This is a genomic window from Streptomyces sp. CRN 30, from assembly GCF_034105845.1.
The window spans coordinates 1-8,221 of sequence record NZ_JAVRHI010000373.1 but is presented as its reverse complement, the minus strand read 5'-3'; the positions used below and the strand labels follow the sequence as shown (position 1 = coordinate 8,221).

6 protein-coding genes are annotated in these 8,221 nt (G+C 71.4%); all 6 read right to left on the bottom strand.

What is annotated here, in order from left to right:
• Positions 1 to 319: 319 nt before the first annotated feature.
• Complete coding sequence (locus UW392_RS39755; protein ID WP_320780126.1) at positions 320 to 1,897, bottom strand: MDR family MFS transporter; 1,578 nt, start codon at positions 1,895 to 1,897, stop codon at positions 320 to 322.
• Positions 1,898 to 1,938: 41 nt separating this feature from the next.
• Positions 1,939 to 3,204, bottom strand: coding sequence for a nucleotide disphospho-sugar-binding domain-containing protein (locus UW392_RS39750; protein WP_320780125.1), 1,266 nt, complete (start codon positions 3,202 to 3,204; stop codon positions 1,939 to 1,941).
• Between the two features lie 70 nt (positions 3,205 to 3,274).
• The gene (locus UW392_RS39745; RefSeq protein ID WP_320780124.1) at positions 3,275 to 4,240 is read right to left on the bottom strand and encodes a Gfo/Idh/MocA family oxidoreductase; all 966 of its coding nucleotides are present in this window, start codon (positions 4,238 to 4,240) and stop codon (positions 3,275 to 3,277) included.
• Entirely contained in the window at positions 4,237 to 5,631 is a 1,395-nt protein-coding gene (locus UW392_RS39740) for an NDP-hexose 2,3-dehydratase family protein (protein ID WP_320780123.1), read from the bottom strand. The genes UW392_RS39745 and UW392_RS39740 overlap by 4 nt, the downstream gene beginning before the upstream one ends.
• Positions 5,628 to 6,932, bottom strand: coding sequence for a lipopolysaccharide biosynthesis protein RfbH (rfbH, locus tag UW392_RS39735; protein WP_320780122.1), 1,305 nt, complete (start codon positions 6,930 to 6,932; stop codon positions 5,628 to 5,630). Before rfbH ends, UW392_RS39740 begins: the two co-directional genes overlap by 4 nt.
• Positions 6,929 to 7,924, bottom strand: coding sequence for a dTDP-glucose 4,6-dehydratase (rfbB, locus tag UW392_RS39730; protein ID WP_320780121.1), 996 nt, complete (start codon positions 7,922 to 7,924; stop codon positions 6,929 to 6,931). Before rfbB ends, rfbH begins: the two co-directional genes overlap by 4 nt.
• Between the last annotated feature and the right edge of the window lie 297 nt (positions 7,925 to 8,221).

Genomic DNA, 8,221 nt, shown 5'->3' with positions numbered 1-8,221 from the left:
GTCGCGCCGAGCCGGCGCGACCGCGGGGCTGCGTTCAGTCGGTGCCCCGGTAGATGCACCGGTCGGGGACGTCGCCTTCCTCGCCTGCGAGAAGGACGGGCGGGCCGTTCCCGGGAACCGGTGCCTCGTCGGCGGTCCGTGCGCGCTCCATGACATCGCCTTCCATCGTTGTCCTTCCTATCGGGGAGCCGGGCCTTTCCGGCCGTCGGGGCCGCCCCGTGAACATGCCGCGCGGGTGCGCCCGGAAGTCCGGGGGCACCCGCGCGGCGGTGGGGGCGGAGGATCCAGCAGCTTGTCCGGGTCGTGGTCGTGGGACGGGTCAGGCGGTCCTGACCTCCCTGTCACCGGTGTCCTCGGCGTCGTCGGCGTCCACGTCCACGGCAGCTGTCTCCCGCAGGGGGACCTCCCTGACGACGCAGGAGACGACGACCGCGGCCAGGGCGAGCCCGGCCGAGAGGAGGAACACGCTGCCGGTGCCGTCGGCGGCGGCGTCCTGGTACACGCGCTGGACGTCCGCAGGGAGTTCGGCGAGCTTCGCCGGGTCGATCTGCGGCTTGCCCTCTCCGACGTCCGCGCCGCCGCCGAGGCCGTCGAGGGCGCCGCCGATGGTGGTGGCGAAGACGGCGCCCATGACGGAGATGCCGACCGAGCCACCGATCGTGCGGGACAGGGTGGCGGTCGACGCGGCGACGCCGAGGTCCTTGGGTTCGACGCTCTGGATGGAGACGAGGATCGCCGTCTGCATCATGCAGGCCGTGCCGCAGCCCACCAGGACCATGGCGGCGCCGGAGTACAGCGAGGAGGTGTCGGTGGACATGCGGGCGAGCATCAGCATCCCGGCGGCCGACAGCGCACCGCCCGCCACCATGACCGCCTTGTAGCGTCCGGTGGCCGTGATGAGGCGTCCCACCGTCATGTTGGTGGCCATCATGGCAAGGAAGGTGGGCAACAGCAGCAAGCCGGCGTTGCTCGCGGAAGCGCCTCCGGCGACCTGGAGGAACAGCGGCAGGAAGGTCATGAGGGCGAACATCAGGGCGCCGACGAGCAGGCCGTTGACCTGGACGAGGGAGAAGTTCGCGCTGCGGAACAGCCCGAGCGGGAGTACGGGCTCCTGGGCGCGGCGTTCGACGAGGACGAAGCAGACGGAGGCGAGGGCGCCCCCGCCGATCAGGCCGAGGATCACTCCGGAGGACCAGGAGTACTCGGTGCCGCCCCAGGCGCTGACGAGGACGACCGCACTGATGGCCAGGGCGAGGAGCACGACGCCGGAGTAGTCGATGCGGGCTTCGGAGCGGTGCCTGGGCAGCTTCAGGACGGAGCTGACCATGAACAGGGCGAGCAACCCGAGGGGGACGTTGATGTAGAAGCACCAGCGCCAGCCGAGGCTGTCGGTGACCAGGCCGCCGACGAGGGGGCCCGCGGCCATCGTGACGCCCATGGCGGCGGCCACCATGCCCTGGTAGCGGCCCTGCTCACGGGGTGGCACGACGGTGCTGATGATGGCCAGCGCGCCGACCATCAGGCCGCCCGCGCCCAGGCCCTGCACGCCGCGGAAGGCGATCAGCTGCCCCATGGTCTGGGAGAGGCCCGCCAGCACGGAGCCGACGAGGAACATCACGATGGAGGTGAGGTACACGCCCTTGCGGCCGTACATGTCGCCCAGCTTGCCCCACACGGGGGTGGAGACGGCGCTGGCCAGGGCGTACGCGGTGACGACCCAGCTGAGCCGGTCGAGGCCGCCCAGCTCCCCCACGATGGTGGCCATGGCCGTGCCGAGGACGAGGTTGTCCAGCGTCGCCAGCATCATCGCTATCAGTACCGAGCCGACGACGACGTAGAGCTTGCGGATCTGCGCCTTGCTCGGGCGGACGTCGGTCGGGACTGCTTCTTCGGCCATGCTTCACCTCGGTGGGTCGTGGGGGTTTTGCTGATGGTTCGTCAGGCGACGTTCGTGGGGGTGCCGTGGTCGTGGCGGGCCCGGGTGAGGGACTCCAGTTCCGGCACCAGGTCGTGCGGGGTGGGAACCCCCAGGTACTCCTCGTGCAACTGCCGTACGCCGTCGCGGAACCGGGGTTCCCGCAGGAGCCGGGCGAGGTGCTCCCGGAGCGCGGCCGCGCTGAACACTTCGGGATCGAGGGTTTCCCCGGCGCCGCGTTCGCGCAGGTGGCGGGCGTTGGTGGGCTCTTCCCAGAAGGGCATGGGCACGATGAGCTGGAGGACCCGGCAGGCGACGGCGGCGTGGAAGGTACCGGTGCCGCCGTGGTGGACGACCGCCGTGCAGGAGGGCAGGACCAGGTCGAGGGGTACGTAGCCGACGAGCCGCACGTTGTCGGGCAGGGCGGCGGTGGCCGGCCACCGGGCGGGGTCGAGGGTGACCACGAGTTCGATGTCCAGGGCGGACAGCTCGGTAACCGCGTCGGCCAGGGAGACGCCGGTCCGCGTGAGGAGCTGCCGGCCGCGGCCGCCGACGCCGAGGGTGAGGCACACCCGGGGCCGCGTGGTGGGCTCGTCCAGCCAGTGCGGCGGTGTCGCCGAGCCGTGGTACGGCAGGGGGCGCATCGGCAGGGTGGGCAGGCCGGTGGAGAGCCGCAGCCCGGCCAGGCCCGGGTCGATCGTCCACTGGCCGAGGAGCAGTTCGTCGTCGTAGTCGAGTCCGTACGGCTCGAGGAGCGGTTCCATCAGCCTGGCGAGGATCTCGTCGGGGCCGCTGTGGCCGGCCCGCTCGCGTGCCCTGGCGCGCAGCCAGGCGATGTTGTCCTGGCCCCACAGGCACCGTACGTGGGCGGCGCCGGTGAGGCGGGCCGCGATGGCGGCGGGTACGCAGAAGGGGTCCCAGACGACCAGGTCGGGCTGCCAGGCGCGGCAGACCGCGACGAGGTCGTCGAGGGCGTGGCCGAACACGGAGAGGCTGCGTACGGTGCGCAGCCAGGTGTCCTCCCAGTCCCCGGCGTGGTCGGTGTCGAGGGTGAGTCCCGCGTCGAGTTCCTCCAGCAGGTCGGGGTTCCGGCTCAGTTCGACGACGTGTCGCAGCGGCTCGGTGTCACCGACGGGTACGGTCGTCAGTCCGGCTGCGCCGACGGTCTCCGCGATGCCGGCGTGGGTGGCGACGCGCACGTCGTGACCGGCGGCCCGCAGGGCCCAGGCCAGCGGGACGACCGGATGGACGTGCGCCGTCGCCGGGAATATCACGAACAGGACTCTCACTGATGCCTCCGCGAGGGTGGTGGCAGGTGCCGGCGGCCGAACCAGCAGACAACGTGAACCAGGGTTGAAGTCAACGCCCCGCGGCCCGGCGGATCGCGTGCAGCAGCTGTGCCTGCCGCAGGGGTGTGTCATCGGGCGCCGCGCCCGCGCGGACGCCCCGCGCGAACGCCGCGACCGTCGCCAGGACCTGGTCCTGCGCGGGCAGTCGCAGCGTCCGGGTCTCGGTGCCCTTGCGCAGCCGTACCTCGGGGTGATGGTCGGCGGGCGGGGTGAACACCCGGTCGACGGTCAGGGTGCCTTCGCTGCCCCAGAGCTCGTAGCCGGAGCGGTAGGCGTGGTCGAGGCCGAAGGCCAGCTGGGCGGTGACGCCTTCAGGGGTGCTGAGCAGGGCCGCGCCGGCGGTGTCCACTTCCCTGCCGGGGCCGTCGCTGAGGACGGCGCCCCGGACGGTGAGTGCGTCGCCGAGCAGGTGCAGGGCGGCGCGCACCGGGTAGACACCGGTGTCCCACAGGGCGCCGCCGCCGAGGTCGGCGCGGTAGCGGATGTCGTCGTCGGCGAGCCGGGGCACGGCGAAGGCGGCGCTGAGACCGCGGATCTCCCCGATGGCGCCGTCGGCGAGGAGTCCGCGCACGGCTTCGTGCTGTCCGTGGTGGACGAACATGACGTTCTCCATCAGGAACAGGCCGGAGCGCCGGGCCAGGGTGAGCAGTCGCCCGGTGGCGGCCGGGTCGGTGGTCAGCGGCTTCTCGGCGAGGACGTGCTTGCCGGCCCGCAGCGCCGCCTCCGTCCACCGTTCGTGCAGTGCGGCGGGCAGCGGCACGTACACGGCGTCGACGTCGTCGCGGTCCAGGAGCTCCTGGTAGCCGCGGACGGGGTGGGCGCCGTACGGCGCGGCCGTCTCGCGCGCCCTGGCCCCGTCACGGCTGGCGACCGCGGTGAGTTCGACGCCCTCGGCCGCGGTGATCGCGGGGATCATGCGGCGCCGGGCGATGCCGGCGCCGCCGCCGAGGACTCCGATGCGCAGGGCTCCGCTCACGTGCGGCTCACCGTCGCGTTGAGGCAGGCGAGGAGGGTGCGGGCCTGCACGTTGACGTAGTGGCCGTGCCGGACCAGGGAGGTGAGCTGGCCCGGTGTGACCCAGCGGTACCCCTGCGGCGGGTCGAGCGGCACCCGCGGGTCGTCGTCGGCGTCCACGAGGAGGTAGCGGCTCTCGGCGTTGAGGAACCGGCCGCCTTCCTCGGAGTGCACGGCCTCGTAGCGTATGCGCTGCGTGGGGGCTGCGAGCACGAGGTCCAGGAAGGGCGGGCGGCGGTCGCCGGGCAGGTGGGCGAAGTTGCCCGGTGTGCACTGCACGGTGGGGCCGAGCTCGACCGTGTCGAGGAAGCCGCCCTCGACGCGGGCGTGGGCGAGGACGTGCCGTACGCCGCCGATGTCGCGGGTGAGGAAGGCCGTGACGCCGAGGCCGCGGGGCTCGAACAGGGGCTGGGTCCAGCCGGACACCTCCCGGTTGCCCGCCTGCACGGCGAGGGCGACGACGCGGAAGTAGCGGCCGTCCTCGTGGTCGATGGACGACTCGCCGCGGTGCCAGCCGTGCACGTCGTCGAGGGGGATGCGTTCGGCGTGCACGTCGTGGCGTGAGCGTTCGGCGGTGAACCAGGACAGCAGTGCGGTGTCGCTGTGCAGGGCACCCGGTTCGTCGTGCGGGAACGGCGCACAGGCGAGGACGGTGCGCGAGTCCATGTTGACGACGTTGTCCCGGTGCAGGAGTTCACCGATCTGGCCGAGGGTCAGCCAGCAGAAGTCGTCGTCGAGGGGCACTTCCTCGTCGGTCTCGACGATCATGTTGCGGTTGCTCTTGTGGAGGAACCAGGAACCGTGCTCCGACTGCAGGACGTCGGCGATGACGCGGCCGCGGTCCGGGCTGACGAAGTGGTCGATGTACTTCACGTCCGCGCCCCGGTGCACCTTGGTGTAGTTGCTCCGGGTCGCCTGGACCGTGGGCGAGAGCTGCAGCAGGTTGGGGTTGCCGGGTTCCATCTTGGCCTGCATGAGGAAGTGGAGGACTCCGTCGAACTCCTTCACGAGCAGTCCGAGGATGCCGACCTCCGGCTGCTTGATGATGGGCTGGTGCCACTCGGGGTGGGGCTCCTCCCCCGTGCGCACCTGCAGACCCTCGACGGTGAAGAAGCGGCCGCTGCGGTGTCCGAGGTCGCCGGTGGCGCCGGCGAACGCCCAGCCGTCCAGATCGGCGAACGGGATGCGGTCGACCCGGAACCGGTGGGCGCGGCGGCGGCCGTCCAGCCAGTCGGCGAAGTCCTCGGTGCACAGCCGGGCGCCGGTGGTGGCGGCCGCCGACCGGGCGATCCGGTGGGCCAGGCCGGTGTCCTCGCGGGCGGTCAGGCCCGGGGGCGGAAGGGTCACGGTCATGCGCGCGCCTCCACGAACTCCGTGACCGAGGAGATGACGTAGTCGAGCATCTCGTCGGTCAGGCCCGGGTAGACGCCGACCCAGAAGGTGTGCTCGGTGATGATGTCGCTGTTGGTGAGGTCGCCGACGACGCGGTGCGGCTGGTCGGTGTAGGCGGGGTGCCGGGTGAGGTTGCCGGCGAAGAGGCGGCGGGTGCCGATCTTCCTGTTCTCCAGGAAGTCGACGAGTTCGGAGCGGTGGAAGGGCGCCTCGGGGTCGACCGTGATCACGAATCCGAACCAGCTGGGGTCGCTGCCCCGGGTCGGCTCGGGGAGCAGCAGGTGCGGCACTCCGTCGAGCCCCTCACGTAGCCGGCGCCAGTTGCGGCGGCGGGCCTCGACGAAACCGTCGAGCTTGGTGAGCTGCGTCAGGCCCAGGGCCGCCTGCAGGTCGGTGGCCTTCAGGTTGTACCCGACGTGGGAGAAGATGTACTTGTGGTCGTAGCCCTGCGGCAGGGTGCCCATCTGGTAGTCGAACCGCTTGAAGCACGTGTTGTTCTTCCCCGGCTCGCACCAGCAGTCGCGGCCCCAGTCACGCAGTGACTCCACGACCCGCGCCAGCTTCAGGTCACTGGTGACGACGATGCCGCCCTCGCCCATGGTGAGGTGGTGCGCGGGATAGAAGCTGACGGTGGTCAGGTCGCCGAACGTGCCGGTGAGCCGTCCTCCGTACGTGGAGCCGACCGCGTCGCAGTTGTCCTCGACGAGGAACAGGTCGTGCTCCTCGGCGAGCTGGGCGATCTCGGCCACCTCGAAGGGGTTGCCGAGCGCGTGCGCGATCATGATGGCCCTGGTTCTGGGCCCGATCGCCCGCGCCACCCGCTCGGCGGTCGTGTTGTAGGTGCCGAGCTCCACGTCGACGAAGACCGGCACCATGCCGTTCTGCACGATCGGGTTGACCGTCGTCGGGAAGCCGGCCGCGACGGTGATCACCTCGTCGCCGCGGCGCAGCCGGCGCTCCCCGAGGGTGTGGGAGGTCAGCGAGGTGAGGGCGAGCAGGTTGGCGGAGGAACCGGAGTTGGTGAGGTGCGCCTTGCGGCGGCCCAGCAGCCGCGCGAAGGCCGACTCGAACTTCTTGGAGGCCGGTCCGGCCGCGATCCTCATGTCGAGCGCGGCCCCGACGAGCGCGGCCCGGTCGTCCTCGTCGAGGACGGCGCCGGAGGGCCAGATCTCGGTGACACCGGGCACGAAGCCGCCGGTCGGCTGGACGTCCTGGTGGTACTTGCGGGTGGCGTCCAGGACTTCTGACTTGTACTGGCTCATGCTCGGGCTCCTTCGGCGTCGGCGGGGCGGTGCTTGACCGCCTTCCACCAGTCGGGGTGGTCCTGGTACCAGGCGACGGTGTCGGCCAGGCCCTCCTCGAAGGTGACGGCCGGGGCGTAGCCGAGCTCCTCGCGGATCTTCGTCTCGTCGAGGGCGTAGCGCAGGTCGTGGCCCTTGCGGTCCGGCACCCGGCGCACCATCGAGGGGGCGGCGTCCAGCAGTTCGAGGAGGCGTTCGGTGATCTGCAGGTTGGTCTGTTCGTTGCCGCCGCCGACGTTGTAGATCTCGCCGGCCCGGCCGCGGGTGAGGACGAGCTGGATGGCCCGGCAGTGGTCGTCGACATGCAGCCATTCGCGGATGTTGCGTCCGTCGCCGTAGAGCGGGACCTGCCGGCCCTCCAGGAGGTTGGTGACGAACAGCGGGATCAGCTTCTCGGGGTGCTGGTAGGGGCCGTAGTTGTTGGAGCAGCGGGTGAGGGAGACGTCCAGTCCGTGGGTGCGCCAGTAGGAGCGGGCGATCAGATCGGAGGCCGCCTTGGACGCCGCGTAGGGCGAGTTGGGCAGCAGCGGCCGCTCCTCGGTCCAGGCGCCTTCGGCGATCGAGCCGTACACCTCGTCGGTGGAGACGTGCACGACGCGCTCGACTCCTGTGGCGAGGCAGGCGTCGAGCACCGACTGGGTGCCGCCGACGTTGGTGCGGACGAAGTCGGCCGCCGAGTGCAGCGAGCGGTCGACGTGCGATTCGGCGGCGAAGTGGACGACGGCGTCGTGCCCCGGCAGGAGCTCGCGCAGCAGGCCGGCGTCGCAGATGTCGCCCTCGACGAAGGTGAGGCGGGGGTGTGCATCGGGGAGGTTGGTCCGGTTGCCCGCGTAGGTGAGCAGGTCCAGGACGGTGACCTCGGCGTCCTCCCATCCGGGGTGGCTGCCGTCGAGGACCGTACGGGTGTAGTGCGAGCCGATGAATCCCGCGCCGCCGGTGACCAAGACCTTCACGCCGCCCTACCTTCTTGAGTGCGTCCCGTGAGCTCGCGACTCTGGGACTGCGCGGGTGGGGCAGGGATGGTTTTCATGCTGGCTGCCCTCCATGGCTCAGGTGGCTGATCCCCCTGCCCCGCTGCTTCTTCCGGACTGCTGATTGGGCTCTGCGGGCCATCGCCGGGTAGGGCGAGGACAGGCGGAAGGGGCCGCGCGGACCACCTGTCAGCGAGGGGAGTGCGACCATGGGTGCCACCGCCGGATTCGACATCGCCAAGGAGTTCCACTGGCTCGCGGCCTGCGACGACCGCAGCC